This is a genomic window from Blastococcus litoris (genome assembly GCF_003075095.1).
Lineage (GTDB): Bacteria > Actinomycetota > Actinomycetes > Mycobacteriales > Geodermatophilaceae > Blastococcus_B > Blastococcus_B litoris.
In genome coordinates this window covers 139,034-165,132 of the sequence record NZ_QCZF01000002.1, presented here as the reverse complement: position 1 = coordinate 165,132, position 26,099 = coordinate 139,034, and the positions used below count along the sequence as shown (strand labels likewise).

Below are 26,099 nucleotides of genomic sequence, written 5' to 3'. Positions count from 1 at the left end.
GCCCCGCCCCTGAGTGTGATGTCGCCCGTCACAGCCTCGCCGCGCGTCGTCCCGGGTGTAGCTTCGCGCCCGGTACGCACGGCGGTCGGCGCCGGCGCGGCGAGCATCGCGGGAGTACTTCGTGCACGTGGTCGTGATGGGCTGCGGACGCGTCGGCTCCGCCATCGCCCGCCGCCTCGAGGAGGTCGGCCACAGCGTCGCCGTCATCGACCAGGACCCCGAGGCCTTCCGCCGCCTGGGTCCCGACTTCGCCGGCCGGCAGGTGACCGGGCTGGGGTTCGACCGGCAGACGCTCCTGGACGCCGGCGTCGACTCGGCCGGCGCCTTCGCCGCGGTGAGCAGCGGCGACAACTCCAACATCATCAGCGCGCGGGTGGCCCGCGAGACCTTCGGCGTCCAGCACGTCGTCGCCCGCATCTACGACTCCAAGCGGGCCGAGGTCTACGAGCGCATGGGCATCCCCAGCGTCGCGACGGTCCCGTGGACGGTGAACCGGCTGCTCCGCGAGCTGCTGTCGGTGAAGGTCAGCGAGCTCTGGCGCGAGCCCACCGGGAAGGTCCTGCTGATGCGGATCACCGTGACCGAGGGCTGGGTCGGCCGGAAGCTCGCCGAGCTGGAGCTCGCCTCCGGTGCCCGCGCGGCCTGGCTGGTCCGCTTCGGCGAGGCCCAGCTGCCCACGGCCGGCACGGTGCTGCAGGACGGCGACCAGCTCGTCGTGGCGGTCACCGACGACATCACCACCCGCGTGCACGAGGTCGTGGAGAACGCTCCCCAGGGAGGCGGGCACTGATGCGCGTCGCGATCGTCGGAGCCGGCGCGGTCGGGCGGTCGATCGCCGGGGAGCTCCTCGGCAACGGCCACACCGTGATGCTCATCGAGAAGGACCCGCGCAAGGTCCGTACCCGCTCCGTGCCCGGCGCCGAGTGGGTGCAGGCCGACGCCTGCGAGGTCACCTCGCTGGAGGAGGCCCAGCTGGCGACCTGCGACGTCGTCGTCGCGGCCACCGGTGACGACAAGGCGAACCTGGTCGTCTCCCTGCTGGCCAAGACCGAGTTCGCGGTCAACCGGGTGGTCGCCCGCGTCAAGGACCCGCGCAACGAGTGGCTCTACACCGAGGCGTGGGGCGTCGACGTCGCCGTCTCCACCCCGCGCGTCCTCGCCGCCCTGGTCGAGGAGGCGGTGACCGTCGGCGACGTCGTCCGGCTGATGAGCTTCCGCAAGGGCGCGGCCAACCTGGTCGAGATCACCCTGGCCGAGGACACCCCGTGGGTCGGCAAGCCGCTGCGCGAGGTGCCGCTCCCCCGCGAGACGGTGCTGACCGCGATCCTGCGGGGGGAGCGGGTCATCACCCCGACCCCCGACGAGCCCCTCGAGGCCGGCGACGAGCTGCTGTTCGTCACGCACGCCGACGTGGAGGAGCAGCTGAAGACGGTGCTCGCGCCGGACGGGTCCGCCGGCCCGGTCTAGGCGCCGGCGGGCGGCGCGGCGTTCTCCACCCGGTGGCGGTGCAGCCGCGACACGACCCACAGCGTGACCACGACCTCGACGGCGGTCACCGGCAGCCCCAGCAGCAGCGAGACGACGCCGAGATCGGTGGCGTTGCTGTTCTCGCTGCCCAGGTAGAGGTAGCCCTGGACCGCGGCGCGGACCAGGAACACCCCGCCCCACAGCACGGTCAGCCAGCCGTAGGCGCGCAGCAGTCGCGGGTCCTCCCGCCAGTGCAGCTCCGGCTCCGGATCGGGCTTGGCCCGCCCGGTCTCGGGGTCGCGCACCCCCGGGCTCAGCACCGACCGGGCCCGGTCCACGCGCCCGCGCATGCCCGGGAGCGAGTGCCGGTGCGCGGCCATGGACCCGAGGTGGCTGGGCGCCAGGAACTCGGCGATCACGCCCACCAGCGGGCGGCGCAGCGCCACGGAGCCGAGCAGGACGACCGCCAGCCCCGCGTTGCGGATGATGCCCGGGACGTAGAAGTCGCGCGCCTGCCCCGTGAAGGCGGCGATGGCGACGGCGATGCCCACCGCGAACAGCCCGCTGATCGCCTGCTGCACGGTCTCCCGCCGCACCAGCCGGAGGAGGAACACCAGCACGGCCGCGCCCAGCGCGGCCCAGATGCCGGTGCGCAGGCCGTCGAGGGAGTTGGCCACGATGAAGGCGATCGTCGGCAGGGTGGCGTCGACCATCCCGCGCCAGCCGCCCAGCTGCTCGAGCACCAGGTGGCGGTCGAACGCGAGCCCCGGCTCGGGCTCGCGCTCCGCGGCCGGTCCTGGTGCCGCGGGCCGCTCGGCGTGGTCCTCCGGTGCGCTCATCGCCGTCTCCCCCGGTCGTTCGGTTCCCGGGGTGTCGCCCCGCGCGTCCTCCACGTCGGCGGGGCGATCAGCCGGCGCCGAGCTCGTACCAGGGGTTGTAGATGACCCGCTTGCCGTCGAAGGCGGCGAACCGGCCGCGGGCGGTCAGCGTGCGGCCGGGTTCGATGCCGGGGATGCGCCGGCGACCCAGCCAGACCAGCGTCACGGAGCCGGAACCGTCGAAGAGCTCGGCCTCGAGGGTGGGAACGGTCTCGCGCGGGGTGTAGACGACGGACTTGAGCCGGCCGGTCACGGTGACCACCGCGCCCTTGCGGCAGGACACGAGCGGCTCGCAGCCGGCGCTGGCCGACTCGGCGCGCAGCTCCTCCGCATCGATGGCCTGGTCGTCGGCCGTGAGCCGCTGCAGCGTCCGCGACAGCCAGCTCGGCGATCGGGTCTCGGTCACGGCGTCCACTCCTCGTCGGGGCCAGTCGGCGGGGTGCCGACGGGCTGGAACTCCTGGGGCGGCCGGGCGGACCGGCCACCGGGTCAAGCGTACGGCGCAGCACGCCGCCGGGGGCGGACGACGGACCGGCGCCCCGCTCCCCCGGGTCGGACTCAGCCGGCCGGCGGCTGCGGGGCGGCCGGCGGCTGCGGGGCGGCCGGCGGCTGCGGGGTGGCCGGCGGCGACCCGGCTGCGCGTGCGGCCGCCTCCTGCTGGCGCGCCAGCTGTGCGGCCATCTGCGGCGGCAGGGCCAGGGGGAGCTGCTCGCGGACCGGCATCGGTTCCACCCCGCGGACGACGACGATCCCGCGGAAGGCGTTCTCGAGCACCGCCGCCTGCTCCGGGTCCTCGGCGGCCGGGCCGGTCATCATCCCGCGCAGGAACCAGCGGGGACCGTCCACGCCGAGGAACCGTGCCGCGCGGCGCACCGGCTGGGCCGCCGCGGCCTGGCCCGCCTGCTGCGGCGCGGGCGCGAGGACGGTGCCGGCGAGCTCGGTGCCGAACGGGCCCTCCACCTCGTGCAGGGAGCCGCCCTGGCCGGAGGCGCTGGTCCTCAGGTCCGCCCGGACGCTGTCCCAGATGCCGTCGGCCCGGGGTGCGGCGAAGGCGGCGACCTGCAGCAGCGAGTCGCCGTAGCGGAGCGTGGCGCCGACGACCTTCTGCTGCGGGCTCAGCTCGACCCGCAGGTCGGTGCCCGGCAGCCCCGGCAGGCGGATGGAGCCGAGGTCGATGCGCTGCACGCCGTCCTCCGGCGCGTCCGCCGAGTCCCAGGGGCCGGTCGTCTCCTCGACCTCGCGCTCGCGGTGCTGCGGCTCCGGGGGCACCCCCCGCTCGCGCAGGCTGCGCTCGATCCGGTTCCGCCGACGTCCGAACGGCATCTCAGCCCTGACCTTCCCGAGCCGTCGCGGCTCCGTCGCCCACCGCGGCCGCGTGGCCGCCGGTCGATCCGTGCCCGCCGCTGCCCCGTTCACTGGCCGGCAGCTCCTCGACCGGCACGAACCGGGCCTGCACGACGGGCTGGACCACCAGCTGGGCGATCCGGTCCCCGCGACGCAGGCTGATCGGCGTCGTCGGGTCGAGGTTCACGAGGTTGACCTTGATCTCGCCGCGGTAGCCCGCGTCGATCGTGCCCGGGGCGTTCACCATGCTCAGGCCGTGCCGGTGCGCCAGGCCCGAGCGCGGGTGGACGAAGCCGGCGTACCCCTCGGGGATGGCGACGGCCACCCCGGTTCCGACCAGCGCCCGCTCGAACGGGGCCAGCTCGACGTCCTCCGCCGCGGAGAGGTCCGCGCCGGCGTCACCGGGGAGCGCGTAGCTCGGCGCGACGTCCTCGGGCGACGTCAGCCGGACCGGGACGTCGAGCGTCGGGGGGTAGTCGGGCACCTGGGGATCCTATGAGGGTCAGGCGGACCCCAGCGGCCGACCGGCCCGCAGGTCCCCGAGGATCCGTTCCGCCAGCTTCTCGGTCGCCCGGCGGTTGCCCCGCCCGGCCAGGGCGGCGCCGACGAGGAAGGGTGCGGCGGCGGGGACGGAACGGGCCAGCCGGCGGGTGATCGTCCGCTGCAGCGCACGCACCCCGGTGCCGCCGAGCAGGGACCCGAGGCCGGCGGGCCCGGAGGCGTCGACCGGGCGCTGCGCCGACCACGCGGCCAGGTAGGCCGTGGCGCGGGCGCGCGCGTCACCGGGGGCGCGGCGGCCCAGCAGCTCGTGCAGCTCGCCGATCAGCACGACCTCGACCCCCGCGACGAGCACGGTCTCCGCGCCGAGTTCGAGCGGCAGCGCCAGCAGCGAGGCCGGCGCCAGCCACTGCGTCGCGGCGAGGCCACCGGTGGCGGCGCCGATGGTCGACGTCACCCGCGCGGCCCGGGCGACCAGGGCGTCGGCGATCTCGGCGTCGGAGGCGCCCGGGTGCGCGGCCCGCAGCCGGGCGGCGTCGCGGATCGGCAGCCGCGGGGCCGCCGCGGAGAGCAGGTCGCCCAGCAGCGCTCCCGGGGTGCGCTCGCCGGCCGGCGCCTCGGGGCCGGGCGGAGGCGCGTCCGGGCCGGGGCCGAACGCGGCTCCCACCGCACCGGCGACCGCACCGAGCACGTCCCGCAGACCACCGGTCGCCGAACGGCGCGGTTCGTCGTCGGACTGCCCCGCGGGTGCTGCGCCGCCCACGAGACCGGCCACGGCGTCGGCCACGGCCCGGGCGGCGCGCATGAGCCCGGTCTCCTCGGGGACGGGCGCGGGAGGAGCCACCGGGCGCGGCGGCGGGACGTCCCGCGCCGCACCCAGCCGAGGACCGTGCTCGGTCATCGCGCCCCTCCCGTCAGCGCTCGCGCGCTCCTTATGCGCAGTCGCGGCAGAGCAGCTGGTCGCCGCGCGTCGAGGCGAGACGGCTGCGGTGCTGCACGAGGAAGCAGCGCGAACAGGTGAACTCGTCCTCCTGCTTGGGCAGGACGCGGACGGTGAGCTCCTCGCCGGAGAGGTCGGCGCCCGGGAGCTCCAGGTTCTCGTTGAAGTCGGTCTCGTCGACGTCGACGGAGGCGGACTGGGCCTCGGCCCGGCGAGCCTTGAGCTCCTCGAGGGAGTCCTCGCCCAGCTCGTCGGCCTCGTTGCGGCGCGGGGCGTCGTAGTCGGTGGCCATGGGGTGCCCCTCCTGTGTTCCTGCGGGTGTCGGGCCCGCTCGTCCGGCGTCGGCGCGGGGTGTGCGCCGGCGCCCTGCCGGCCACGGTGGCGACCGGTGGGTCGTGGTCCGGCAGCCCCCTTCTGGGCTGCCGGTTGCCGGTGGTGCTCCGGACAGGGCCGGCGCCGGCTCCCGCGGTGCGGGGGGCGACCGGATCCGTCCGGGCCGCTCCTCCCCCGCCCGCCCGGAGACGGGTGGGGAAGGTCCGGCCAGCCCCCCAACGCGGCGCGGCCCCGGTTTGTGCCCGCCTGCGGAAACGAGTTCCGAGCGGGCCCCCGGGCCGCGGAGCGCCAGAGGTTACCCTGCCGCCGTGGCGACTCCCGTGGGTGCTGATCCAGCCGTCGTCGGGCCGTACCTGGCCTCGGTCCTCGGGGACGAGCGCTGGCGCTCCGTCGACGTGCAGCTCATCGCCGCGGGCATGTCCAACCTCACCTACGTGGTCACGCCGCGGGACGGCACGGACGACGACGCGGTGATCCTCCGGCGGCCCCCGACGGGCGCCGTGCTGGCGACCGCGCACGACATGGCGCGCGAGCACCGCGTCATCTCCGCGCTCGGCCCCACGGACGTCCCCGTCCCGCGCACGCTGCACCTGTGCACGGACGAGTCGGTGCTGGGCGCGCCGTTCTACGTGATGGAGCGGGTCGTCGGCATCCACGTCGTCCGCGAGTTCCCGCCGGGCTACGCCGACGAGCCGGCCCAGCGGCGTGCCGTGGGCGAGAACCTCGTCGACGTCCTGGCCGATCTGCACTCGGTCGACTTCACGGCCGTGGGGCTCGGCGAGTTCGGCCGGCCGGAGGGCTTCGCCGCCCGGCAGGTGCGCCGCTGGACGAAGCAGTGGGACGCCACCCGCGACCGCGACCGGCCGAACCTCGACGCGCTGGCCGCGCGCCTGGCCGAGACGGTGCCGGCGACGCAGCGGTCGAGCATCGTGCACGGCGACTACCGGCTGGACAACTGCCTGCTCGACCCGGAGCAGCCCGGCCGGATCCGGGCGGTGCTGGACTGGGAGATGTCCACCCTCGGCGACCCGCTCACCGACATCGGGATGATGTTCGTCTACTGGCCGCAGGCCGGTGAGGAACGCGCCTCCACGATGAGCCCGGTGACGACGCTGCCCGGCTTCCCCACCCGCGCGGAGGTGGCCGAGCGCTACGCGCAGCGCACCGGCGCCGACCTCGCCGACCTCAACTGGTACGTCGGGTTCGCCTTCTTCAAGTTCGCGGCGATCATCGCCGGCATCGTCGCGCGGTCGGCTGCCGGCGCGATGGCGGGCAAGGACACCTCCGGCTACGCCGAGCGCATCGACCCGTGCGTCGAGCTGGGACGCGCCGCGCTCGAGGACGGTGCGATCTAGCGCCCGGTCACGGCCCTAAGCTCCAGCCGACCGACCCGCCCGGAGCGCTGCCCCCGGGTCCTGCCGAGGAGAGACAGTGACGCTGCGGACCGAGCGCCCGCCGGTGCGCCCCCGGAGCGGCCGCCGCCCGTGGCCGCCGCTGATCTTCCTGGCCGTCCTCGCCCTGGCGGCGGCGGCCGTCTGGTGGAACGTCCTGCGGACCGAGGCACGGGACGAGGCCCGGGAGAACGCGGCGTGCGAGTCGGCGGCGGACTCGGCACCGCCGACGGACATCGACCCGGCGTCGGTCACCCTGCGCGTCCTGAACGCCACCGACACCGCGGGCCTGGCCCAGACGGTCGCGACGGCGCTGCAGGAGCGCGGGTTCGTCATCGGCGAGGTCGCCAACGACTCCAGCGGCCGTGAGGTCACCGGCGTCGGCGAGCTGCGGCACGGCCCCCGCGGGGACGACGCCGCCAGGTACGTGCGCGTCTACATCCCCGACGCCGGCGACTACCCCGACACGCGCGCCGACGCGACCGTCGACGTCGTCGTGGGGCCGGAGTTCCAGACGCTCGCCTCCGCCGAGGAGGTCGCCGCCGCGCTGGTGCCGCCCACCGGCGCGGCCGCCGACTGCTGACTCAGGCCGGGTGGAGCTGCTCGAGCAGCTGCACGAACGGCGCAGCGATCGACGGCGCGGCCGCGACCGCCATCGGCTCGGCGAACGGCCGGCCGCCGAGGCCGGTGAGGACCAGCCCGGCCTCCGCCGCCACCAGCGCCCCCGCCGCGTGGTCCCACGGGTTGAGGTCCAGCTCGTAGTAGGCGTCGACCCGGCCGGCCGCGGCCGAGCACAGGTCGAGGGCGGCGCTGCCGTACCGGCGGATGTCGCGCACCTGCGGCAGCAGCTGCGCGACGACCGCGCCCTGCGCCCGCCGCTGCTCGACCCGGTAGCCGAAGCCGGTCGCCACCAGCGTCCGCTCCAGCGAGGCCGGGCTGCTGCCGGTGAGCCGCACCGGCTCCGGCCGCCCCGGGGACGACACGAAGGCGCCCCCACCTGCGGTCGCCGTGAACAGCTCTCCGGTCGCCACGTTCAGCACCACGCCCGCGCGCACCTCGCCGTCGACCTCCGCGGCGATCGAGACGGCGTAGGCGGGCAGGTCGTAGAGGAAGTTCACGGTGCCGTCGATCGGGTCGACCACCCACCGCACGCCGCTGGTGCCGGTGCGGTCGGCGCCCTCCTCCCCCATCACGCCGTCGTCCGGGCGCGCGGCCAGCAACCGGCCGACGACCAGCTCCTCGCTGGCGCGGTCCACGGCGGTGACGACGTCGACCGGGCTGGACTTCACGTCGACGTCGTCGGCGGCCGAGGCGCGCCCGCGGGCGACCAGCGCGGCCGCCTCCCGGGCGACGTCGACGGCGAGGGCGAGGAGCTGGGCGGGGTCCGCGGCGGGTGCACTCACGCAGGTGATCCTGCCGCAGGTGACGTGCTGGAGCGGCCCCGTCGCAGGGACCCGACTGCGAGCCTGCGAGCAGTTGGGGGGCGAGGGGGTCCTGTCACTACCCTGTCCGCGTGCAGGGCTTCGGAGTGGACATCGGCGGCAGCGGCATCAAGGGGTGCCTGGTCGACCTCCAACAGGGACAGCTGATCGGCGAGCGGCTGCGGATCGAGACGCCGCAGCCGTCGCTGCCCGACCCCGTGTACGGCGTCGTGGCGGAGATCGTCGACCACTTCGGCTGGACCGGGCGGGTGGGGGTGACCTTTCCGGGCGTCATGAAGAACGGCGTGGCGCACACCGCCGCCAACGTCGACAAGACGTGGATCGGGACCGACGTCGACGCCGGCCTCAGCGCACTCATCCCGGGCACGGTGGACACGCTGAACGACGCGGACGCCGCCGGCATCGCCGAGATGCGCTACGGCGCCGGCCGCGACCGGAACGGCGTCGTCCTCATGCTGACGTTCGGGACCGGCATCGGCAGTGCCCTGTTCGTCGACGGGCACCTGGTGCCCAACACCGAGTTCGGCCACATCCAGGTCGACGGCGAGGACGGCGAGCGCCGCGCCTCGGCCGCCGCGCGGGAACGCGAGGAGCTCGGCTACCCCGAGTGGGCCGAGCGCGTGGACCGCTACCTCGACGTCCTGGAGGCCGGCTTGTGGCCCGACCTGATCATCGTGGGCGGCGGGGTGAGCAAGAAGGCGCACAAGTGGGTGCCGCTGCTCACGACCCGTACGCCGGTCGTGCCCGCGCAGCTGCAGAACGACGCCGGGATCGTCGGGGCCGCGCTGGCGGCGCACGAGCACCCCGGTCACTGGCCGGGCTGACGGCACCCGCGCGGGTGAGACGGGTGGGGCGCACGGGGTCGTCCCCTTCAGCGATCAGCGCTCGCGGCCGATGCACCCTCAAGGGGTGAGAACCGGCCCGGACCGCGCAGTTCGTCCCCCACGAGCGGGGCTGCGGGATCCGAGGCGGTGGAGAACCCCCGACACGCCGTTACAATGAGAGAGCCCCACCCCGTCGCCCTCCAGCCGGGAGGGATCCCCTGCCCGTCCAGCGGCCAAACGCCGCGCCGGTCTGCCGGGACCTCTGCCGCTGCACAGGTGCGTGGACCGGAGCCGCTGCCCAGGGACCAGAAGGCCCCCGGGGAACGAACCCAGCACGGGAAGGAACCTGAGTGCCCGCCGACAAGCCAGCACCGGAAGCAGCCGCGAGCACCTCGAAGGTGTCAGCCGCAACCGGTACCCGTGCTCCCCGGACCAGCGCCGCGGCAGCCAAGACGGCGAAGACGGTGACGGCCGCCGCCGAGCCGGCCGCGAAGGCCGCGCCCCGCAAGAAGGCGGCGGCGAAGACGACCGCGAAGAAGCCCACCGTCGTCCCCTCGCCGGGTGCCGGTGAGGGCGCCGTGCTGACGGCCGTGGCCACCGATGCCTCCGCCGTGGCGGTGGTCGACGGCGGCTCGGAGGGTCTCAAGCTCGACGAGACCGTCGTCACGGGCAAGGACGGCGTCGAGGTCGCCGCCGCCGAGGAGGAGGCGCCCGAGGGCGGCACCGACTTCGAGTGGGACGACGAGGAGGAGTCCGAGGCGCTGCGCCAGGCGCGCAAGGACGCCGAGCTCACCGCCTCGGCCGACTCGGTCCGCGCCTACCTCAAGCAGATCGGCAAGGTCGCGCTGCTCAACGCCGAGGAGGAGGTCGACCTCGCCAAGCGGATCGAGGCCGGGCTCTACGGCGCCGAGCGGCTGCGGCAGGTCGAGGAGGAGGGCCAGAAGATCTCGCCGCAGATGCGCCGGGACCTCAACTGGATCGTCCGCGACGGCGAGCGCGCCAAGAACCACCTGCTCGAGGCCAACCTCCGCCTCGTGGTCTCCCTCGCCAAGCGCTACACCGGCCGTGGCATGGCGTTCCTGGACCTGATCCAGGAGGGCAACCTCGGTCTGATCCGCGCGGTGGAGAAGTTCGACTACACCAAGGGCTACAAGTTCTCGACGTACGCCACCTGGTGGATCCGTCAGGCGATCACCCGCGCGATGGCCGACCAGGCCCGCACCATCCGCATCCCGGTGCACATGGTCGAGGTCATCAACAAGCTCGGCCGCATCCAGCGCGAGCTGCTCCAGGACCTGGGCCGCGAGCCCACCCCGGAGGAGCTGGCCAAGGAGATGGACATCACCCCGGACAAGGTGCTGGAGATCCAGCAGTACGCCCGGGAGCCCATCAGCCTCGACCAGACGATCGGCGACGAGGGCGACAGCCAGCTCGGCGACTTCATCGAGGACTCCGAAGCCGTGGTGGCCGTCGACGCCGTCAGCTTCACCCTCATGCAGGACCAGCTGACCAGCGTGCTGCAGACGCTGTCGGAGCGGGAGGCCGGCGTCGTCCGGCTGCGGTTCGGCCTCACCGACGGCCAGCCGCGCACCCTCGACGAGATCGGCCAGGTCTACGGCGTCACGCGTGAGCGGATCCGCCAGATCGAGTCGAAGACCATGTCGAAGCTGCGCCACCCCAGCCGCTCCCAGGTCCTGCGCGACTACCTCGACTGACGTCCTCCGGACGTCACCGCGGCCACGTGCCGTTCCCCTGCGCCGCTGAGCCGCTGCGTCGTCCCTGCGCGGACCCCTCCGGGGCCCACTCGGGCCGCCCGGCGCCTGTTCGTCGAGCGGCTCCACCCGACCGGGGGACGACACCTGGCCGCGGTGTGACCCGGACGGGTCACGGATTGGTAGCGCCGGTGTGCGCGGCGAACTGTCGGGTAGACGGCGTAGCGTGGGAGACGTCAGAACAGCAGCGGACCCACGGTCGGGCCGGCACCCAGCCGGTCAGGCAGATCGACCAGCTCGACAGTCCCATCCAGGTGTCCCCTGCTGAACCCGTTCCACCCAGGTGTCCCTCCGGTCACGGACTCATCTCTTTCGGCGAGTCCGCGGTCACAGGCCCTCGGAACGGGAACACGAGGGGCCATCCTGGCGCTGTGCAGGAGGCCGATCCGCAGCCGCGGGTCCGTGCGGTAGAGAGCGAGTGATGAGCCAGATGACCCAGACGCTGACGTCGACCCCGCCCACCGATGACCTCGTCGTCCCGTTCCACTGCGACCGTTGTGGAGCCCTGGCCAAGGTTCGCGTCGTTCTCGCGAGCGGTAGCGATCTCGTGTTCTGCGGGCACCACGCCCGCGAGTACGAAGGCAAGCTTCGTGACATCGCCGTCGACTTCATCGACACAGAGGGCGAGCAGCACGTAACTGCGTGATTCCGGAGGTATCGTCGCGCCCGCGATGACCGCCTCACCTGACGACGCCGCCGCGTCCTCCTCCCCGCCTCGCGCGGGAGGAGGGCCGGCGGCTCCGTCGTTCCCGGGGACTTCCGGTCGACCTGATCCGGAGGAATCCCCCATGCCGCAGCAGCCGCCCGTGCACGACGAGACCGTGCGCATGCGTCCCGAGGGGCTCGACGCGCGCCCGGCGCCGGACAACGCCCGGCCGTCGCCCGTCGAGGAGCATGACGACACCCGCCCGGTCACCCGTGACTGGCTGCTGGGCGCACCCGATCCCGCAGGCGACCCGCCGTCCCGTCCGGAGGAGGACGAGGACCGCAGCACCCAGGCGCCCGGCGCGCCCGACCCGGCCCCGCTGGGCGCCACCGACACGGCTCCGGTCGACGCCTCGGTGCGCGAGGGCGTCGTGCGCGACACGGAGCCGGTGGAGAGCCCGTCGGCCGACGACCGCGAGCCCTTCCTGCTCCACGACGACGCCTCCGACGGGGACGGGCCGGCCGGTCCCCCGCCCGGCGACGAGCCGCCGGCCGACGGACCCCGCGGTCCGTGGTGGCGCCGGCGCGCCGTCCTGGTGCCCGCCGGGGCCGTGGCGCTGCTGGCCGCCGTGTACGGCGGCGACCTGCTGATCTCCTCCGGCGACATCCCCCGGTCCACGGTCGTCGCCGGCGTGGAGATCGGCGGCATGTCGACCGCCGCCGCCGCCGACGCCCTCGAGGAGGAGCTGACGCCGCGGATCGCCGCCGACCGCACGGTGGTCGCCGACGACGTGGAGGCGGCCTTCTCCCCCGTCACCGCCGGCGTGGCCCTGGACGTCGACGCCACGATCGACGCGGCGGACGACCAGCCGCTCAACCCCTGGACGCGGCTGGTGACCCTGTTCTCCGACCGCGAGGTGGAGCCGGTGGTGAGCGCGGACGACACCGCGCTCGACGCGCAGATCGAGACGGTCGCCGCCGGCGTGGACCGCGCCCCGGTCGACGCGACCATCGCCATCGAGGGCACCACCCCGAGCGTCGTGGAGTCCGCCGACGGACGGCACCTGGACCGCGAGGGATCGGCCGACGCGATCATCGCGACCCTGACCTCCGGCAGCGACCCCTCGACCGCGATCGAGCTGCCCGTCGAGGTCACCCCCGTGCACGTCGACGCGGCCGAGGCGCAGCGCGTGCTGGACGAGACGGTGACGCCGGCGCTGTCGGCGCCCGTGTCCGTCGTCGTCCCCGACAGCGACGACACCGCCGAGGTGTCGGTCGAGGCCCTCGCCTCCTCCCTCACGTTCACGCCGCAGGAGGACGGCGTCCTCGCCGTCGGCGTCGACCCGGCCAGGCTGGAGACGGCGCTGGGCGACGAGCTCGCCGTGTTCGGCAGCGGCGCGGAGGACGCGCGCTTCGAGGTGTCGGGCGGGGCGGTCACCGTGGTGCCGTCCGTCGACGGCACCGGCGTCGCGCCCGCGACCCTGGCCGAGCAGCTCGTCCCCGTGCTCACCGAGCCGGCGCCGCGCACCGTCACGGCGCAGCTCGGGCCGGTTCCCGCCGACTTCACCACCGAGGAGGCGCAGGCCCTCGGCATCAAGGAGGAGATCGGCTCCTTCACGACCAACATCGGCAACCCGGCCAGCGGCGAGAACATCCGCGTCGTGGCGGCCGAGGTCGACGGCGCGCTGGTCATGCCGGGCGAGACCTTCAGCCTCAACGGGTTCACCGGTCCGCGCGGCACCGCCCAGGGCTACGTGCCGGCCGGTGTCATCAGCGGCGGCCAGTTCACCCAGGCCGTCGGCGGCGGGATCAGCCAGTTCGCCACCACGATGTTCAACGCGGTCTTCTTCTCCGGCCTCGAGGACGTCTACCACAAGCCGCACAGCTACTACATCAGCCGCTACCCGGCCGGCCGCGAGGCGACGGTGTACGAGGGCCAGATCGACCTGCAGTGGCGCAACGACACCGACACCGGCGTCTACATCGACACTGCCTGGACGCCGGGCACCATCACGGTCACCTTCTACGGGACCAAGCGCTACGAGATCCAGTCCATCAGCAGCAACCGCGTGAACGTCCGGGAGCCGGCCGTGCAGGAGAAGCCGGACGACGGCACCTGCAAGTCGCAGGCCGGTGCGCAGGGCTTCGACATCACCGTGACCCGGGTGTTCCGCGACCTGGGGACGGGGGCGGAGATCCGGCGCGAGGACTTCCGGACGCACTACGCGGCGGAGCCCATCATCCGGTGCATCCCGCCCGCGGCGCCGCCGGCGCCCACCCCGGGCGGCTGATCGGTCCCCCGCGCGAGGGACCCGCCCGTCGCTCCGCTCGCGGAGACCGGCTCCTCCCCGCCCGGGCGTGCACACTGGGCTGGTGAGCACCGTCCTGCCCAGCGGGTCCCCGACCCGCGCCGGGGACCCGGAGCCGGCGCCGACGACGGCCCCGGCCGGTGCTCCACCGGTCGACGGCGAGGACGACGAGCCCTCCGGCGGTCGCCTGCACGGCTGGCCGTCGCCCGTGCGGGTGCCCCTGCAGGTGCTCGGCCGCACGCTCGCCAAGGCGTGGCAGGACCGGATCCTGGGGCTGTCGGCGGAGGCGGCGTTCTGGCAGATCCTGTCCGTGCCGCCGCTGCTGATCGGGCTGCTGGGATCGCTGGGCTACCTCGGATCGCTGATCGGCGGCGACGCGGTCCGCCAGATCGAGGACCAGCTGCTCACCGCGTCGGCGCAGGTCCTCACCTCCGACGTCGTCGACGACCTGGTGGCGCCCACGCTGTCGGACATCCTCGGCTCGGGCCGGCTCGACCTGCTCAGCCTCGGCTTCCTGCTGGCGCTGTGGGCGGGGTCGTCGGCGACGGCGACCTTCATGAACACGATCGTGATCGCCTACGACCAGCGCGACGTCCGCGGCCCGATCCGCACCCGGCTCAAGGCCCTCTGGCTGTTCGTCGTCGGCATGTTCATGGCGGTGCTGACGCTGCCGCTGCTGGTGCTGGGCCGCGAGGTCCTCGTCGGGCTGCTGCCCCAGGACTGGCGGGACACCGGCATGGTGCTGGTCAACGCCGTCTACTGGCCGGTGGTGATCATCGGCCTGCTGCTGGCGCTCACGAGCTTCTACCACGTGGTGCTGCCCAACCGGCTGCCGTGGCGGCGACACCTGCCCGGGACCGTGCTGGCCCTGGCCTTCTTCCTCGTCGCCGCGCTGGTGCTCCGGGCCTACGTGGGCGACATCCTCATCACCGCGCTGCCCTACGGCGCGCTGGCGGCGCCGATCGGCGCGCTGCTCTTCTGCTTCTTCTTCGGCATGGCCGTGCTGCTGGGCGCCGAGCTCAACGCCACCATCCAGGCACGCTGGCCGGCCCCGCTGCGGCGGCACGACCGCCGTCGCCGGGAACGCCGCGAGGCGAAGCTGCAGGCAGAGGCCCGCCGCCTCGGCCTGCTCTGAGCCGGCTCAGTCCTTCTTGAGCTGCTCGTAGATCTCCTTGCAGGCCGGGCACACGGGGCTGCCGGGCTTGGGGCTCTTCGTGACCGGGAAGACCTCACCGCACAGGGCCTCGACCATGGTGCCCATGACCGCGCTCTCGGCGATCTTGTTCTTCCGGACGTAGTGGAAGACCTCGTTGGCGTTGCCGGTGTCGGCGTCGCGGACGTCCGGCCGCTCGAGGATGTCGCTGCTGCTCATGGGTCCACTCCCCTGCTCGGCCGCTTCGGTGCGCCCACCATGATGACAGGGTGCATCCCCCGACCCGTGATCTTCCCGCCGGCACCGTCCTGTCACCCGAGGTGGCCGACGCCCTGAGCGCCGGCCGGCCCGTCGTCGCGCTGGAGAGCACCCTCCTGGCCCACGGGCTGCCCCGCCCGGAGAACCGCGCCGCGGCCGACGACGTCGAGGGCGCCGTGCGCGCCGGCGGCGCGGTGCCCGCCACGATCGCGGTGCTGGACGGCGTCCCGCACGTGGGGCTGACCGCCGCCGAGGTCGACCGCGTGTGCGCCGACCCGGACCTGGCCAAGCTGGGCGTCCGAGACCTGTCGGTCGCCTCGGCGCTCGGCCTCAGCGGTGCCACCACCGTCTCGAGCACCGCCCTGCTGGCCGCGGCCGCCGGCATCGGGGTGTTCGCCACGGGTGGCCTGGGCGGGGTGCACCGGCAGGCAGTCGACACCTTCGACGAGTCCGCCGACCTGACGGCGCTGTCGCGGACCTCGCTGGTCGTGGTGTGCGCCGGCGTGAAGTCGATCCTCGACGTGCCGGCCACCCTGGAGCGGCTGGAGTCGCTGTCGGTGACGGTCGTCGGCTACCGGACGACGACCTTCCCCGGCTTCTACGTCGCCGACTCGGGCTCGACGCTCGACTGGTCGGTGGACGACGCCGCGGCCGCCGCCCGCGTGTTCGCTGCCCGGCGCGAGCTCGCACCGGGAGCCGTCGTCGTGGCCAACCCGCTGCCGCTGGACGAGCAGCTCGACCCCGACCTGCACGACCGGGTCATCGCCGGCGCCCTCGCCGCGGCCGAGGAGGCCGGTGTGCGCGGCAAGGACGTCACCCCGTTCGTCCTGGACCACCTGCACCGGGCCAGCGAGGGGGCCACCCTCGCCGTCAACGTGCGGCTGGTGCTGCGCAACGCCGAGCTCGCGGGGCGGATCGCCGCCGAGCTGGCCGAGGTGACCCGCTGAGCGGCGGTCCCCGCGTCGTCGTCGTCGGGGACGTCGCCACCGACGTCGTCGTGGTCCTGTCCGGGGAACCGGCTCCCGGGTCGGACCGCCCGGCGGCGATCCGCAGCCGTGGCGGCGGGGCCGGGGCGAACGTGGCGGCTCACCTGGCCCGACTGGGCACGCCCGTGACGCTCGCGGGGTGCGTCGGGGACGACGCCCCGGGCGCGGGGCTGGCCGCCGAGCTGTCCGCGGCCGGTGTCGGGCTGCGGCTCCGGACCGTTCCCGGGGAAGCCACCGGCACGATCGTCAGCCTCGTCGAGCCCGGCGGGCAGCGCAGCATGCTGGCCGACCGCGGGGCCAACCTGCTGCTGCGGCCCGACGACGCGCCCACCCTGCTCCCGGGGCAGCACCTGCACCTGTCCGGCTACACGCTGCTGGACGAGGGACCGCGGGTCGCCGGGCTGGCCGCGCTCCGGGCTGCCCTCGACGCCGGCTGCACCGTGTCGCTCGACCCGGCCTCCACCGGCCCCCTGACCCGCTACGGCGTCGAGCGCTGGCTGGCCGACACCGGCGGCGCCACCCTGCTGCTGCCGAACGCCGACGAGGCGCTCCTGCTCACCGGGTGCGCGGACGCCGAGGCTGCGGCCCGGGTGCTGGCACGGGCGCACCGGATCGTCGCGGTCAGCCTCGGGGCCGACGGCGCGCTGTGGGCGTCCGGCGACGCGCTGCTGCACCGGCCGGCCCACCCGACGGACGTCGTCGACACCACGGGCGCGGGCGACGCCTTCGCCGCCGGCCTGCTCGCCGCCTGGCTGCGAGCGCCGGACGGCGACCCGGGCGACTTGCTCGACGCGGGCCTGGCCCTGGCCGCCGAGGTGGTGCGCCGGCCCGGGGCGCGGTGAGTCAGCCGTCGATGATGCGGGTGGGCCGGCTCTCCAGCACGCGGTCGGGGCGGGCGTCGTAGCGGTTGACGTGCAGCTTCTTCTTCGGCGGGCGGTCGTTGGCCATGACGACGGCGATCCACGGCAGGACGGTGCCCAGCACGGCGAAGATCAGCATCAGCCAGACGATCTGGTAGAAGCTCGCCGCGAGCACGATGAAGACGACACGGATGCCCATCGTGATGGCGTAGCGCTTCTTCCGGAACGCGTGCTGCTCCCCCAGGCTCGGCTCGGCCTCCGTGATGAGCACCGGTTCGGGCCGGCTGTGACGCGGGAACTGCTGGCTCGAGGCCACGGGCTCCATCCCTCCAGGGGCCGCGCCCCGGAGGCTCCCCGGGACTGCGCGGTGCACAACCCATCGTGCCACCGTCCTCCGCCCGACGCTGCTGCCCGGGGCCTTCTTCACCGAGTTCTTCTGCTCGGGCCGCGCACCCCCGCCGGGTTCCCGCGGACACGGCCGACCGCGGCCACGGGCGTCTCAGCGCTGCTCGAGGCGCTCGGTGAGACGAGCCAGGTCCTTCACCATCGCGCTCTTCATCGCCTTCGCCATCACCGGCGCCCCGATCCTCGCGAAGCCGGTCGGCGCGCCCCGGTTGCGCAGCCGCATCCGGGTCCCGTCGGGGACCGACTCCCAGGTGTAGGTGGTCTCCATCGGGAAGGGCCCGTCGGCGGTGCGCATCACCAGCCGCTCGCCGGGCTCGAGCTCGACCACCTCGTAGGTGTAGCGCAGCCGCCGCCCCAGGAAACGGGCCTCGAAGTCCATGCGGGAACCGACCGCCACCGGTGGCCGGGTGTGCCAGCTCACCGACACGATGTCGGCGTACCACTGCGGCGCGTTGCTGGGGTCGCCGGCGAAGGACGCCACGACCTCGCGCGAGTACGGGATGACCGCCTCCACGGCGACGTCGACCTCCATGACCTCAGCATGCTCCGGGGTCGTGGCCCGGCGTGCAGTCCGGAGCCGCCGGCCGGGGGTCAGCCGGCGGTGCGGGCCTTCTTCGCGGCCGCCTTCTGCTCCTGCTTGAACGCACGCACCTCCGCCAGGCTCTCGGGCCCGGTGATGTCGGCGACCGAGCGGCGCGAACCCTCCTGCCCGTAGTCGCCGGCGGCCTTGCGCCACCCCGCGGCCTCGACGCCGTACTGCTTGCCGAGCAGCGCGAGGAAGATCTTCGACTTCTGGGCCCCGAAGCCCGGCAGTTCGTTCAGCCGCTTCAGCAGCGTGGCCCCGTCCGGACCGTCGGCCCACAGTCCCTCGGCGCGGCCGTCGTACCGCTCGACCAGCAGCCGGCAGAGCTCCTGGGCGCGGCCGGCCATCGACCCGGGGTAGCGGTGCAGCGCGGGCGGGCCCTGGAAGACCCGGGTCAGCTCGTCGGCGTCCATCTCCGCCAGCTGCGCGGCGTCCAGCCGGTCGACCCCGAGGCGGTCGGCGAGCAGCCGCGGAGCGCCGAAGGCGCGCTCCATCGGGAACTGCTGGTCCAGCAGCATCCCGATCAGCAGCGCGAGCGGGTCGCGGCCGAGGAGGTCGTCGGCCGCGGGGTCCTGGGCGATGCGGAGGGTCGGCACACCGCAGATGGTGCCGGAAGGCGAGGCCACCGACCGCACCGGGCGGGCGGTGCCCGTGCTCGATCTGCCGGATCGACGGGCGACGCCGACGATGACGGACGTGGCCCCCGCGCTCTCCTCCCTCCCCGACCGCGTCCGGACGGCGTTCCGCGCCCGGGTCTCCGGCGACCCGACCGGCGCCCCGGCCTGGGTGCGCGACATCGCGCTGGTCGGCACGGGCCCGGGGTGGTTCGAGCCGGACGGCGTCGTGTGGCGGGTGCACGGCGACCTGTCCACGCTGGTCGGGGGTGTGGCGGCGCTCCTCGGTCAGGGTGCGCACCCGCTGGCGCTGGCCGGGGTGCAACGGCACTCGGCCTACCGCGAGGACCCGTGGAAACGGCTGGCGGGTACGGCGCGCTGGCTGGTGGTCAGCACGTTCGGCTCCGCCGAGCTGGCCGAGCGCGAGGCCGCCCGGGTCCGCGGCATGCACCGCCGGGTCCGCGGCACGACCGACGACGGGCGCGCCTACTCGGCCGGCGACCCGGACCTGCTGCGCTGGGTCCACCTGGCCTTCACCGACGCGTTCCTCGCCGCCCAGGCGGCCGTCGGCCGGGACATGGGCCGCTTCGGACCCCGCTGGGGCGACGCCTACGTCAAGGAGTGGGCACGCAGCGCCGAGGCGCTCGGGGCGGTCGACCTCCCCACCTCGGAGTCCGAACTGGCCGAGGCCCTGGCGGAGTACGCCCCGCTGCTCGAGCCGGTCCCTGCGGACCTGCTGTCCTTCCTCTCCGCCCCGCCCGGGCTCGGCCCTCCGGAGCGAGTCGTCTACGCGGGCCTGTCCGGCGCAGCCGCGGTCCTGGTGTCCCCCACCATCGCCCCGCTGGCAGGCCTGCCGGGCCGGGCCCGCCGTGACCTGCAGGACCGCGGCCGGCTCGCCGTGTGCCGGGTGCAGCTCCGGGCGATGAGCGTGGCGCTGGGCGGGTCCAGCCCCTCGGAGCAGGCTGCCCGGTGGCGGGTCGGGCTGGGCCCGGCGCCGGAGTGGGCCGCCTGACCGCACCGTGCCGGGCAAGGAGCGCCTGGGGCACCAGGGTCACGGAGGCGCGGCGCCGCCCTCCCAGTTCCACACCGCGATCGCGTCCGGTTCCCCGCGATCAGGGGTGCTCCTGTCGCGGGCCACGACCCGCCTACGGCGGCTGGACGGCACGGCCGGCGACGGGGCGGAGCGCGGCCGGCGGGTGGTCCGGATCGTGGTCACGGCCGACGTCCCCGACCGCGCCTGCGCAGCTGGACGATCCGCACGGAACCGAAACCGAACACGACCACACCGCCCAGCAGCGCGGCGGCCACCAGGAGCAGCCCCAGCGGTGCGCCGCCGGCGAAGCCGAGGAAGCTGACGGTGGTCTCCCGCAGGTTCTGGAAGATGAACACGAGCATGATCAGCAACGCGACCATCCCCGGGATCAGCCCGAGCCACAGGTGCCGCTGCGGGCGCGAGGTCTCCGCCGGACGGGGAGGAGTCGTGGTGGTCGAGGGCGCTCCGGGCTCGACGAGAGCGGGGGTGCCGGTGGGCGCGGGTGCCTGGATGGGTCCCATCAGGGACCGCCGATCTCCCTCCGCCAGCGGAGGGGCTGGGCGCCGGAATGGCGTCGATCCCCACGCTACGCGCATCTCGGGGCGCTGAGCGGCTTCTCGGCGGGACGCTTCCCCCCGCCCCGGCGGCTCACCTGACGAGCAGCGCGATCGCGACGTAGTGGCAGGTGGCGGCGGCGCAGACGAAGGCGTGGAAGACCTCGTGGTACCCGAACACCGCCGGGAACGGGTCGGGGCGGCGGAAGTGGTAGGACACGGCCCCGGCGATGTAGAGCAGCCCACCCGCGATCACCAGGACCGCGGGGGCGACGCCGGCGTTGGTCCACAGGGCGGGCAGCGCGGCGACGTTCGCGACCCCCAGCCCGATGAACACTCCCCCGACGAGCCACTCGGGCGCGTCCATGCGGGCCAGGTGGACGGCGATCCCCACCGCCGTGAGCGACCACAGGACGACCAGGCACACCAGCCCGTAGGCACCGGGGACGGCGAGGAGGAACACCGGGGTGGCCGTTCCGGCGATCAGCAGGAAGATCATCACGTGGTCGGCCCGCTGCAGGATGCCGTCGGTGAGCCGGCCCCAGCGCCCCCGGTGGTACAGGGCGCTCACGCCGAAGAGCGCGCTGACGCAGCCGCCGTAGATCGCGACGCCGACCACCTGCCGGGCGCCCTGGGCAGCGACCACGAGCAGGGTCCCCACGACGAGCGAGGCCTCGAACCAGACCAGGTGCAGCCAGCCGCGCATCAGGGGCTTGTCGTAGTGCACCCCGCGCCGGGCGTCGAAGTGCACCGCGGTGCCGTGGGTCGGTGGGCGCGGGGGCGGTGGACCGGGGGTCGCGCGACGCGGTTGCCGCATCGCCGGAGCGGGCGTGCCGGGCCCGGGTCGGGGCAGCGCACGTCGTCCCTCACCTGGGCCCATGGTCACGCCCCTCCCTGGCCGGCGACCGTATTGCACCGGCGACGGCCACGGCATGCTGCCGGCCATGACGGCGTGGCGTCCAGGTCGTGGCGCACGCCGCCGTCCCCCGACCGCCGAAGGCGTGCCGCGCACCTACCGGGCCGTGGTGGCGGCCGTCTGGCCGGTGCTGCACGCCTGGGGGCGGCTCCGGGTGGTGGGAGCCGAGGTGCTGCCCTCGTCCGGACCGACGCTGCTCGTGGCCAACCATGACAGCGCGTGGGACCCGCTCGTCGTCGCGGCGGCCGCCCGTCGCCGGCGGCAGATCCGCGCGCTGGCGCGGAGTTCCCTGTGGGCGCACCCGGTGCTCGGTCGGGTGCTCGACGCGATGGGGCAGATACCGATCGACCGCGGGCAGGGCGACGCGGGTGCGATCGCCCTGGCCGTCACCGAGCTGGCCGGGGGCGCCTGCATCGGGGTCTTCCCCGAGGGCACCGTGTCGCGGGGGCGCCGCCTCCGCGCGCGCAGCGGCGCCGGACGACTGGCGCTGGCGGTCCCGGAGGCCCGGCTCGTGTGCGCCGCGGTCACCGGAACCGCCGACATCGTGCGGTTCCCGCGGCGACCGCGGCTGGAGGTGTGCTTCTTCGTCCCGGCCGAGGGGGCCGGCCGGTCGGGCGGGTCCCCCGGCGAGCTCGCCGAGCGGGTCCTGGCCGAGATCCGGCTCCGGGCTCCTGTCCCCGGTTCCCGGTGAGGCGGGCACGACGCGTCGGGCGCTAGCCGGCCGGGCGCGCGAAGAGGCCGTCGATGCCGGCGAGCTGCAGCGCCCGCTCGACCTGGTGCGAGGCCGCGAGCAGCACGGGGTGCCGTCCGGCGGCGGCCGACGCCTCGGCGCACATCAGCATGAGGGCGAGACCGGAGGAGCTGATGAAGCTCACGGCACCCGCGTCGATGGCGTCGACCACGACCCGGTCCCGCCTCCGCGCGGTCGCGAACCGCGTCGCGACGCCGGTGTCGACGTCCCCACGCAGGCACAGCACGGCCCGATCCGGTTCCTCGAACTCGATCGTGACGGCCCCGGCGGCCGGCCGAAGGGCCTGATCCGCGTCCATGGGCGCTCCCTCACCCGTCCACCGTCTCCGACGGGGAGGAGGAAGCCGCCGGCATCCGGTTCGCACCAGGGTTCGTGGCCTGGACGTTACGCCGCAGGCCTGCGCGGGTGCACCCCGTCGAGCGGGACCGAGGCCGGCGCACGGGAGCCGGTTCCCGTGCGCCGGCCAGGCGCGACCACCCCCGGTCCGGCGCCCGCCCCGGGCAGGGCGGGGCGGACGCCGGACCGCGGGCTCAGCGGCGGACGTCGATGGTGACGGTGGTCGTGGCGCTCACGGGCGCCCCGAAGCCGTCGGTCATCGACAGCGCGCAGCTGAACGTCGCCGTCCCCGCCTGCGTGGGCGTGACCCACAGGGCGAGGAGGCCGCTCTGCCTGGCGGAGTAGTTCCGCAGGCGGGCGAGCACCTCCAGGAGCTGCACCGACTGGACCGTCGCTGCCGAGCCTCCGGTCCGGGCGCAACCGTGGTCGAGCGTCCGGCCCACGAGCGTGCCGCGCCCGGCGTTGCCGAACTCGACCAGCACGAGCTGCGGCTGCCGGACCTTGGCCCGGACCGTCCGGCCGTCGTTGATCTCCTGGTAGAGCTTCGTCGTCGTCGCCGGCGGGGTGACCACGACGTCGAAGGTCATCGGGTTGGACGTGTTGCCCGCCGCGTCGGTCGCGGTGCAGGTGACCTCGGTCGTGCCGATCGGGAACTGCGCACCCGACGGCGGCGTGCAGGTCGCGGGCACCGCGCCGTCCCGAGTGTCACCGGCGACGACGTCGTACGAGACCTTCGCACCGTTGACGCTCGTCGAGGCAGCGGCGACGTCGTCGTGGCCGGCGACGCGCGGGGCCAGCTGGTCGGCCGGGCGCGGGTCGAGCTCCGTCGGGTCGACGATGCCCCAGTAGGCCGGCGTGACCTGCAGGTCGTCGTCGAAGGGCAGCGGTGCCTCCCACGGCCGGGCGGCCGGCCACGTCCGCAGCCAGCTGCGGGCGTTGCTGATGCCCCAGAAGGTCACCGACTCGATCGAACCGGAGTGGGTGCGCAGCATGGCGAACAGGTCGCGGTAGTAGTAGCCGTTCTCCGTCTCCGCCGCGTCCTGGTCGGTCATCCCGGGCCGGTGCTGCGGCGTGGTGCCACCGCTCACGTCGGCGCCGTAGTTCTCGGCCGAGGTGCTGATGTCCAGCTCGGTGATCACCTGGAGCAGGTCGGGGTCGAGCGCCTCGACGGCGTCGAGCGAGGCGTCGAGCCACTCCACCGGGCGGGCGAAGTCCATGTGGGCCTGGTGGCCCACGCCGTCGATCGGCACGCCGCGCTGCTGCAGCGCAGCGATCAGCTCGAGGTAGTCGGCCCGCTTGGTGGGCATCTCGGTGTTGTAGTCGTTGATGAACAGCTCCGCCTCCGGGAAGTACCGGTCGGCGAGGCGGAAGGCCGTGTCCACGAACTGCTCGCCGAGCACCTGGAACCAGCGGCTGTCGCGCATGTCGTGCGGGTTGGCGTTGTCGCTGTCGTTGATCACCTCGTTGACGACGTCCCACGCCCAGATCGGGCTGTCGCCGTCCGGGTAGCGCGCGTGCACGTGATCGGCGATGGCCTTGATGTGCGCCTCCATGCGGCTGCGCAGCAGGGCCTGGTCGGCCGGGCTGCTCGTCAGGTCCCGGGTGCCGTCCTTGAAGAACCAGTCCGGGGTCTGCGAGTGCCAGGCGAGCACATGCCCGTACACCTGCACGCCGGTGGCGTCGGCGTAGTCGAGCAGGGCGTCGAGGTCACCGAAGGTGAAGGTGCCCTCGGTGGGCTGGATCTCGGCCGGCTTGCCGTCGTTCTCCGGCGTGAAGGCGTTGAAGTGCTTCTGCAGGAGCTGCGACGCCCGGCCGACGGTCTCGCGGGAGTCGATGGCGACACCGACGTGCTCGAAGCCCTGCGCGCCGAGGACGTCCTTCAGGCCGGGCACGTCCTGGATCGGCGTCTCGGCGAACTCGGCGACGGTGACGTCGTCGATGAGGAAGCTGACGTTCGCCGCACCCTCGACGTAGAGCTGCGCCGTGTCGATCGGGGCGCCCAGCGTGTACCGGCCCGTCAGCTGGGTCCAGGCGTCCGAGGTGACCACGGCGCTCGCACCCGGGACGCCGTCGTAGTTCTGGGCGGTGCCGCGGTCGCGCTGGATGGTCGCGTTCAGGGACGCCGAGGTCACCGCCTGGCCGGGTGCCAGCTTCGCCCACAGCGAGATCTGGACGGTCCTGCCGACCGCGAGGCTCGTGGTGATGTCGAGGCTCGGGCCCTGCCACGACTGCAGGCGGTTGGTGCTGAGCAGGCTCTGCGCGCCGCCGTGGGCGTCGGAGGTCGTGACGGTCACCAGCGCGTCTCCGCGCGGGCCCCAGCCCTGCGTGCCGCTCTCGAAGTCGCTGCTGACCGGCTGGAGGGCGCCCGGCTGGGTCGGCGCGGCCTCCCCGACGATCGTCACGTCGTCGACGAAGAAGCTCTGGGTGGCGTCGGGGCTCTCGAGGTAGAGCTCGAAGTCCGTCCCCGCGCCGAAGGTGTACGACCCGCCCACCTGCGTCCAGCCGCTGTCGCTGACGGCGACCTGGTAGGCGACCGAGTCGTACTGGCCGCCGTGGGCGACCGTCATGGTGACCTGGTCGGTGCCCGATCCGGCCGGCAGCCTGACCCAGGCCGCGACGTCGTAGGTGCCCGGGGCGGCGACCGCGTCCAGGTCGAGCCCGGGCCCTTCCCAGGTCTGCGTGCGGCCGGTCACGGCGAAGCTCTGCGTCCCCGTGCGGGCGGTCTCGCTGGTCACGGCGGCCTGGGATCCACCGCGGCCGAACCAGCCGCCGTTCCCGTCCTCGAAGCTCGTCTGGTGCACCGTGGCCGGTGCGGCGGTGGCCGGCGGGGCGGCCAGCACGGCCACCCCCGCGGCGAGGCCGAGCACCGGGACCAGGGCGGCGGGACGACGTCGTCTCATGATCTTCCCCGTGTGGTGTGAGCCGTCCGAAGCCGTCTGGGCGCGACTTCGATAACGATTTCCACGCAGTGAAGGCCATCACACTGCGTAGGTCAACGTTTTCGAAAAGTGGCCGGCCCTCACGCCTCAGGGGCGCGGGAAGACCGAGCCGATCCCGGCCAGCTCCAGCGCGTGCTCCACCTGCGACGACGCCTCCCGTAGCACCGGACGACGACGTGCCGCGACGGATGCCTCGGCCACCAGCAGGAGCAGCGCGAGACCGGACGAGCTGATGAACGTCACGGTGCCGGCATCGATCGCGTCGACCGCTGGGCGTTCCCGCCCGTGGGCGGTGAAGCGGGTGGCGACGCCCGGATGCGCGTCCATGACACCCCCTCACCCGCATGGCGGGCTCGTGGGAGGGACGCTACGCCCGCGCAGGCAGGATGAGCAGGTGCGCGCGGTGGTGACCAGGGTGGATACAGCGGCTGTAACCGTCGATGGCCAGGTCGTCGGGGAGATCGGGACAGGACTGCTGTCACTGGTCGGAGTGGGTCACGCAGACGACGTCGCGACCGCCCGCGCGCTGGCCCGCAAGATCCACGAGCTGCGGATCTTCCCCGGGGCGGACGGCGAGGTGTCGGCGGCCGACCTGGGCCTTCCCGTCCTGGTGGTCAGCCAGTTCACGCTGTACGCCGACACCCGCAAGGGCCGGCGCCCCTCCTGGCAGGACGCCGCGCCGGGCGAGGTGGCCGAGCCGCTGGTGGACGAGGTCTGCGCCGAGCTGCGACGCCGGGGATGCGTGGTCGCGACCGGCGTGTTCGGGGCGAGGATGCAGGTGTCGTCGGTGAACGAGGGCCCCATGACGCTGCTGCTCGAGGTCTGAACGAATCACATCGCCGCGGTTTCCGGGTGAGTGACCGGCGCT

At 74.4% G+C, this 26,099-nt stretch carries 30 protein-coding genes; 14 read left to right on the top strand and 16 right to left on the bottom strand.

Features of this window, described 5'->3' with window-relative positions:
* The first annotated feature begins 121 nt into the window (after positions 1-121).
* Complete coding sequence (locus DCS98_RS05305) at positions 122-790, top strand: potassium channel family protein (RefSeq protein ID WP_116450326.1); 669 nt, start codon at positions 122-124, stop codon at positions 788-790.
* The gene (locus tag DCS98_RS05300) at positions 790-1,467 is read left to right on the top strand and encodes a potassium channel family protein (RefSeq protein ID WP_116450325.1); all 678 of its coding nucleotides are present in this window, start codon (positions 790-792) and stop codon (positions 1,465-1,467) included. Before DCS98_RS05305 ends, DCS98_RS05300 begins: the two co-directional genes overlap by 1 nt.
* Here DCS98_RS05300 and DCS98_RS05295 read toward each other — a convergent pair.
* The 6 genes from DCS98_RS05295 to DCS98_RS05270 form a co-directional block, all read right to left on the bottom strand.
* Positions 1,464-2,306 (bottom strand): DUF3159 domain-containing protein, encoded by an 843-nt coding sequence (locus DCS98_RS05295; protein ID WP_116450324.1) that lies wholly within the window; start codon positions 2,304-2,306, stop codon positions 1,464-1,466. The two genes, DCS98_RS05300 and DCS98_RS05295, sit on opposite strands and share 4 nt — an antisense overlap.
* Before the next feature lie 67 nt (positions 2,307-2,373).
* Complete coding sequence (locus DCS98_RS05290; protein ID WP_116450637.1) at positions 2,374-2,751, bottom strand: OB-fold nucleic acid binding domain-containing protein; 378 nt, start codon at positions 2,749-2,751, stop codon at positions 2,374-2,376.
* Between the two features lie 152 nt (positions 2,752-2,903).
* Complete coding sequence (locus tag DCS98_RS05285) at positions 2,904-3,668, bottom strand: DUF3710 domain-containing protein (RefSeq protein WP_116450323.1); 765 nt, start codon at positions 3,666-3,668, stop codon at positions 2,904-2,906.
* Position 3,669: 1 nt separating this feature from the next.
* Positions 3,670-4,173 carry a dUTP diphosphatase gene (gene dut, locus DCS98_RS05280; RefSeq protein WP_116450322.1) on the bottom strand — a complete coding sequence of 168 codons (504 nt, stop codon included), beginning with the start codon at positions 4,171-4,173 and terminating at the stop codon, positions 3,670-3,672.
* An 18-nt stretch (positions 4,174-4,191) separates the two neighbouring features.
* The gene (locus DCS98_RS05275; RefSeq protein WP_116450321.1) at positions 4,192-5,088 is read right to left on the bottom strand and encodes a hypothetical protein; all 897 of its coding nucleotides are present in this window, start codon (positions 5,086-5,088) and stop codon (positions 4,192-4,194) included.
* A 31-nt stretch (positions 5,089-5,119) separates the two neighbouring features.
* Positions 5,120-5,419 carry a DUF4193 domain-containing protein gene (locus DCS98_RS05270; RefSeq protein ID WP_116450320.1) on the bottom strand — a complete coding sequence of 100 codons (300 nt, stop codon included), beginning with the start codon at positions 5,417-5,419 and terminating at the stop codon, positions 5,120-5,122.
* A 349-nt stretch (positions 5,420-5,768) separates the two neighbouring features.
* On the opposite strand from DCS98_RS05270, the gene DCS98_RS05265 reads away from it, so the two are divergent.
* The gene (locus DCS98_RS05265) at positions 5,769-6,815 is read left to right on the top strand and encodes a phosphotransferase family protein (protein WP_116450319.1); all 1,047 of its coding nucleotides are present in this window, start codon (positions 5,769-5,771) and stop codon (positions 6,813-6,815) included.
* A gap of 76 nt (positions 6,816-6,891) precedes the next feature.
* Entirely contained in the window at positions 6,892-7,434 is a 543-nt protein-coding gene (locus DCS98_RS05260) for a LytR C-terminal domain-containing protein (protein ID WP_116450318.1), read from the top strand.
* A 1-nt stretch (position 7,435) separates the two neighbouring features.
* Here DCS98_RS05260 and DCS98_RS05255 read toward each other — a convergent pair whose 3' ends face one another.
* Complete coding sequence (locus DCS98_RS05255; RefSeq protein WP_116450317.1) at positions 7,436-8,254, bottom strand: inositol monophosphatase family protein; 819 nt, start codon at positions 8,252-8,254, stop codon at positions 7,436-7,438.
* A gap of 110 nt (positions 8,255-8,364) precedes the next feature.
* Here DCS98_RS05255 and ppgK point away from each other — a divergent pair, with 110 nt between their 5' ends.
* The 5 genes from ppgK to DCS98_RS05230 all read left to right on the top strand — a co-directional run bounded on the left by ppgK (position 8,365) and on the right by DCS98_RS05230 (position 14,978).
* Positions 8,365-9,117, top strand: a complete 753-nt coding sequence (ppgK, locus tag DCS98_RS05250) for a polyphosphate--glucose phosphotransferase (protein WP_116450316.1) — start codon at positions 8,365-8,367, stop codon at positions 9,115-9,117.
* 350 nt (positions 9,118-9,467) lie between these two features.
* On the top strand, positions 9,468-10,832 hold the full coding sequence (locus DCS98_RS05245) for an RNA polymerase sigma factor (protein ID WP_206340110.1): 1,365 nt from the start codon (positions 9,468-9,470) through the stop codon (positions 10,830-10,832).
* A 478-nt stretch (positions 10,833-11,310) separates the two neighbouring features.
* Entirely contained in the window at positions 11,311-11,535 is a 225-nt protein-coding gene (locus tag DCS98_RS05240) for a DUF7455 domain-containing protein (protein ID WP_116450635.1), read from the top strand.
* Positions 11,536-11,677: 142 nt separating this feature from the next.
* Positions 11,678-13,825 (top strand): VanW family protein, encoded by a 2,148-nt coding sequence (locus tag DCS98_RS05235; RefSeq protein ID WP_116450315.1) that lies wholly within the window; start codon positions 11,678-11,680, stop codon positions 13,823-13,825.
* An 82-nt stretch (positions 13,826-13,907) separates the two neighbouring features.
* Entirely contained in the window at positions 13,908-14,978 is a 1,071-nt protein-coding gene (locus tag DCS98_RS05230; RefSeq protein WP_116450634.1) for a YihY/virulence factor BrkB family protein, read from the top strand.
* A 6-nt stretch (positions 14,979-14,984) separates the two neighbouring features.
* On the opposite strand, the gene DCS98_RS05225 is transcribed toward DCS98_RS05230, so the two are convergent.
* Positions 14,985-15,215, bottom strand: coding sequence for a DUF3039 domain-containing protein (locus DCS98_RS05225; protein ID WP_116450314.1), 231 nt, complete (start codon positions 15,213-15,215; stop codon positions 14,985-14,987).
* A gap of 50 nt (positions 15,216-15,265) precedes the next feature.
* On the opposite strand from DCS98_RS05225, the gene DCS98_RS05220 reads away from it, so the two are divergent.
* Together DCS98_RS05220 and DCS98_RS05215 are read left to right on the top strand one after the other, a co-directional pair.
* The gene (locus tag DCS98_RS05220) at positions 15,266-16,201 is read left to right on the top strand and encodes a pseudouridine-5'-phosphate glycosidase (RefSeq protein WP_206340109.1); all 936 of its coding nucleotides are present in this window, start codon (positions 15,266-15,268) and stop codon (positions 16,199-16,201) included.
* The gene (locus tag DCS98_RS05215; RefSeq protein WP_116450632.1) at positions 16,198-17,082 is read left to right on the top strand and encodes a carbohydrate kinase family protein; all 885 of its coding nucleotides are present in this window, start codon (positions 16,198-16,200) and stop codon (positions 17,080-17,082) included. Before DCS98_RS05220 ends, DCS98_RS05215 begins: the two co-directional genes overlap by 4 nt.
* 1 nt (position 17,083) lies before the next feature.
* Here DCS98_RS05215 and DCS98_RS05210 read toward each other — a convergent pair whose 3' ends face one another.
* The 3 genes from DCS98_RS05210 to DCS98_RS05200 form a co-directional block, all read right to left on the bottom strand.
* Complete coding sequence (locus DCS98_RS05210) at positions 17,084-17,425, bottom strand: DUF3099 domain-containing protein (RefSeq protein ID WP_164704394.1); 342 nt, start codon at positions 17,423-17,425, stop codon at positions 17,084-17,086.
* A 174-nt stretch (positions 17,426-17,599) separates the two neighbouring features.
* Positions 17,600-18,037: an SRPBCC family protein gene (locus DCS98_RS05205; protein ID WP_116450313.1), complete on the bottom strand. Its 438-nt coding sequence runs from the start codon at positions 18,035-18,037 to the stop codon at positions 17,600-17,602.
* Between the two features lie 59 nt (positions 18,038-18,096).
* On the bottom strand, positions 18,097-18,684 hold the full coding sequence (locus DCS98_RS05200; protein ID WP_116450312.1) for an HhH-GPD-type base excision DNA repair protein: 588 nt from the start codon (positions 18,682-18,684) through the stop codon (positions 18,097-18,099).
* Positions 18,685-18,784: 100 nt separating this feature from the next.
* On the opposite strand from DCS98_RS05200, the gene DCS98_RS05195 reads away from it, so the two are divergent.
* Positions 18,785-19,714, top strand: a complete 930-nt coding sequence (locus DCS98_RS05195) for an oxygenase MpaB family protein (RefSeq protein ID WP_206340108.1) — start codon at positions 18,785-18,787, stop codon at positions 19,712-19,714.
* A gap of 200 nt (positions 19,715-19,914) precedes the next feature.
* On the opposite strand, the gene DCS98_RS05190 is transcribed toward DCS98_RS05195, so the two are convergent.
* On the bottom strand, positions 19,915-20,256 hold the full coding sequence (locus DCS98_RS05190) for a lipopolysaccharide assembly protein LapA domain-containing protein (RefSeq protein WP_164704392.1): 342 nt from the start codon (positions 20,254-20,256) through the stop codon (positions 19,915-19,917).
* Positions 20,257-20,383: 127 nt separating this feature from the next.
* A complete protein-coding gene (trhA, locus tag DCS98_RS05185; protein WP_164704390.1) occupies positions 20,384-21,040 on the bottom strand; it encodes a PAQR family membrane homeostasis protein TrhA in 657 nt (218 codons plus the stop codon).
* A 250-nt stretch (positions 21,041-21,290) separates the two neighbouring features.
* Between trhA and DCS98_RS05180 the strand changes: the two genes are divergently transcribed.
* Positions 21,291-21,896: a lysophospholipid acyltransferase family protein gene (locus tag DCS98_RS05180; RefSeq protein ID WP_206340107.1), complete on the top strand. Its 606-nt coding sequence runs from the start codon at positions 21,291-21,293 to the stop codon at positions 21,894-21,896.
* 22 nt (positions 21,897-21,918) lie between these two features.
* Here the strand turns inward: DCS98_RS05180 and DCS98_RS05175 are convergent, their stop codons facing one another.
* The 3 genes from DCS98_RS05175 to DCS98_RS05165 all read right to left on the bottom strand — a co-directional run bounded on the left by DCS98_RS05175 (position 21,919) and on the right by DCS98_RS05165 (position 25,558).
* Complete coding sequence (locus DCS98_RS05175) at positions 21,919-22,254, bottom strand: STAS domain-containing protein (protein WP_116450308.1); 336 nt, start codon at positions 22,252-22,254, stop codon at positions 21,919-21,921.
* Positions 22,255-22,486: 232 nt separating this feature from the next.
* The gene (locus DCS98_RS05170; protein WP_116450307.1) at positions 22,487-25,192 is read right to left on the bottom strand and encodes an endo-1,4-beta-xylanase; all 2,706 of its coding nucleotides are present in this window, start codon (positions 25,190-25,192) and stop codon (positions 22,487-22,489) included.
* Positions 25,193-25,318: 126 nt separating this feature from the next.
* Positions 25,319-25,558 carry an STAS domain-containing protein gene (locus tag DCS98_RS05165; RefSeq protein WP_116450306.1) on the bottom strand — a complete coding sequence of 80 codons (240 nt, stop codon included), beginning with the start codon at positions 25,556-25,558 and terminating at the stop codon, positions 25,319-25,321.
* On the opposite strand from DCS98_RS05165, the gene dtd reads away from it, so the two are divergent.
* Positions 25,464-26,057 carry a D-aminoacyl-tRNA deacylase gene (dtd, locus tag DCS98_RS05160; protein WP_338070206.1) on the top strand — a complete coding sequence of 198 codons (594 nt, stop codon included), beginning with the start codon at positions 25,464-25,466 and terminating at the stop codon, positions 26,055-26,057. The two genes, DCS98_RS05165 and dtd, sit on opposite strands and share 95 nt — an antisense overlap.
* The last annotated feature ends 42 nt before the right edge of the window (positions 26,058-26,099 follow it).

What these genes read in the sequence shown, in the direction of transcription:
- DCS98_RS05175 (WP_116450308.1), bottom strand. Translation starts at nt 22,254, where the DNA reads ATGGACGCGGATCAGGCCCTTCGGCCGGCCGCCGGGGCCGTCACGATC.
- DCS98_RS05240 (WP_116450635.1), top strand. Translation starts at nt 11,311, where the DNA reads ATGAGCCAGATGACCCAGACGCTGACGTCGACCCCGCCCACCGATGAC.
- DCS98_RS05190 (WP_164704392.1), bottom strand. Translation starts at nt 20,256, where the DNA reads ATGGGACCCATCCAGGCACCCGCGCCCACCGGCACCCCCGCTCTCGTC.
- DCS98_RS05270 (WP_116450320.1), bottom strand. Translation starts at nt 5,419, where the DNA reads ATGGCCACCGACTACGACGCCCCGCGCCGCAACGAGGCCGACGAGCTG.
- DCS98_RS05165 (WP_116450306.1), bottom strand. Translation starts at nt 25,558, where the DNA reads ATGGACGCGCATCCGGGCGTCGCCACCCGCTTCACCGCCCACGGGCGG.
- DCS98_RS05300 (WP_116450325.1), top strand. Translation starts at nt 790, where the DNA reads ATGCGCGTCGCGATCGTCGGAGCCGGCGCGGTCGGGCGGTCGATCGCC.
- dtd (WP_338070206.1), top strand. Translation starts at nt 25,464, where the DNA reads ATGAACGTCACGGTGCCGGCATCGATCGCGTCGACCGCTGGGCGTTCC.
- DCS98_RS05210 (WP_164704394.1), bottom strand. Translation starts at nt 17,425, where the DNA reads ATGGAGCCCGTGGCCTCGAGCCAGCAGTTCCCGCGTCACAGCCGGCCC.
- DCS98_RS05275 (WP_116450321.1), bottom strand. Translation starts at nt 5,088, where the DNA reads ATGACCGAGCACGGTCCTCGGCTGGGTGCGGCGCGGGACGTCCCGCCG.
- DCS98_RS05225 (WP_116450314.1), bottom strand. Translation starts at nt 15,215, where the DNA reads ATGAGCAGCAGCGACATCCTCGAGCGGCCGGACGTCCGCGACGCCGAC.
- DCS98_RS05285 (WP_116450323.1), bottom strand. Translation starts at nt 3,668, where the DNA reads ATGCCGTTCGGACGTCGGCGGAACCGGATCGAGCGCAGCCTGCGCGAG.
- DCS98_RS05170 (WP_116450307.1), bottom strand. Translation starts at nt 25,192, where the DNA reads ATGAGACGACGTCGTCCCGCCGCCCTGGTCCCGGTGCTCGGCCTCGCC.
- DCS98_RS05205 (WP_116450313.1), bottom strand. Translation starts at nt 18,037, where the DNA reads ATGGAGGTCGACGTCGCCGTGGAGGCGGTCATCCCGTACTCGCGCGAG.
- DCS98_RS05235 (WP_116450315.1), top strand. Translation starts at nt 11,678, where the DNA reads ATGCCGCAGCAGCCGCCCGTGCACGACGAGACCGTGCGCATGCGTCCC.
- DCS98_RS05295 (WP_116450324.1), bottom strand. Translation starts at nt 2,306, where the DNA reads ATGAGCGCACCGGAGGACCACGCCGAGCGGCCCGCGGCACCAGGACCG.